1 protein-coding gene is annotated in these 1,231 nt (G+C 38.1%); it reads left to right on the top strand.

Features of this window, described 5'->3' with window-relative positions; genetic code table 11:
- Positions 1 to 273: 273 nt before the first annotated feature.
- On the top strand, positions 274 to 1,231 hold a 958-nt coding region (gene hflX, locus J3U69_RS10350; protein ID WP_267414005.1), incomplete at its 3' end, for a GTPase HflX.

Raw genomic sequence — 1,231 nt, 5'->3', positions numbered from 1 at the left:
GCTTCTAATTTTGTTTTTAGTAAATATTTAGACATAAGAAAACCCCCGAATTGGAATCTTTGTCCAATTCCGGGGGTTAACTTCAAATTGATATGATTTTTCCCTATTATATTTATACTTGTTGCTAACCGTCTTTTTGGTAAAGTTGCACTTTTGTATTACAATTAAGCTAACCTAATTTACATAAAGGAGATCGTGATCATGAGGATTATTACAAGCAAAATCGCTAGATAAAATGTCACTAAAAGATTTAAACATAAAAAAGAGGACTACATGATCGATAACACACCTCATAAAACCAAAGCTTATATTGCTGGCGTTAACTTAAATGACCCTAATTTTGATTACTATCTGGCTGAACTGGCTAACTTAGCAGAAGCAGCCAATATGGAAGTAGTTGGCCAATCACGGCAAAACCTGGAACATGTTGTTGCTGGCACCTACTTTGGTCTCGGTAAAATAAACGAAATTAAGGATATGGCCCGTGGCTTAAGGGCGAAAGTTCTTATTTTAAATGATGAATTAACCCCCGTCCAAATCCGTAATTTAGAAAAAATGACTAAGTTGCGGATTATTGATCGGACAGAATTAATCTTGGAGATCTTTTCAAATCGGGCGCGAACCAAACAAGCTAAATTGCAAGTTCAGCTTGCAAGGCTAGAATACGAATTGCCGCGTCTGCATCCGTCAGAAAACAACCTTGACCAGCAACGCGGCGGTGGTTTTGCTAACCGTGGTGCCGGTGAATCAAAACTAGAATTAAACCGGCGGACAATCGGGAAGCAAATTGCCGTCATTAAAAAAGAGCTGAAGGAAATTGCGGGACAAGAAGAAATTAAGGCCAAAAGACGTAATCAAAACCATATTCCCAAGGTTGCCCTAGTTGGCTATACTAATGCCGGTAAATCAACGACGATGAACGGCTTACTAGCAGAATTTACCAAGGAAAACGGCGAAAAGCAGGTTTTTGTTAAGGACATGCTTTTTGCAACCTTGGACACCAATGTCAGACGGATTGAGCTAAACAATAATTTTAGCTTTATCCTATCCGATACAGTCGGTTTTATTTCTAAATTACCTCATAATCTGATTGAATCATTTAAGGCTACGTTACAAGAAGTTAAGGATGCCGATCTGCTAATTAACGTAGTTGATGCGTCAGATCCAAATATGATTCAAATGATTCGTACTACGCAAAATGTTCTAGCTGAAATTGGTGTTAAAAATACCC

This window comes from Lactobacillus sp. B4026 (assembly GCF_026535825.1).
GTDB classification, from domain to species: domain Bacteria; phylum Bacillota; class Bacilli; order Lactobacillales; family Lactobacillaceae; genus Lactobacillus; species Lactobacillus panisapium.
This window is presented reverse-complemented; position numbering and strand designations above follow the sequence as displayed.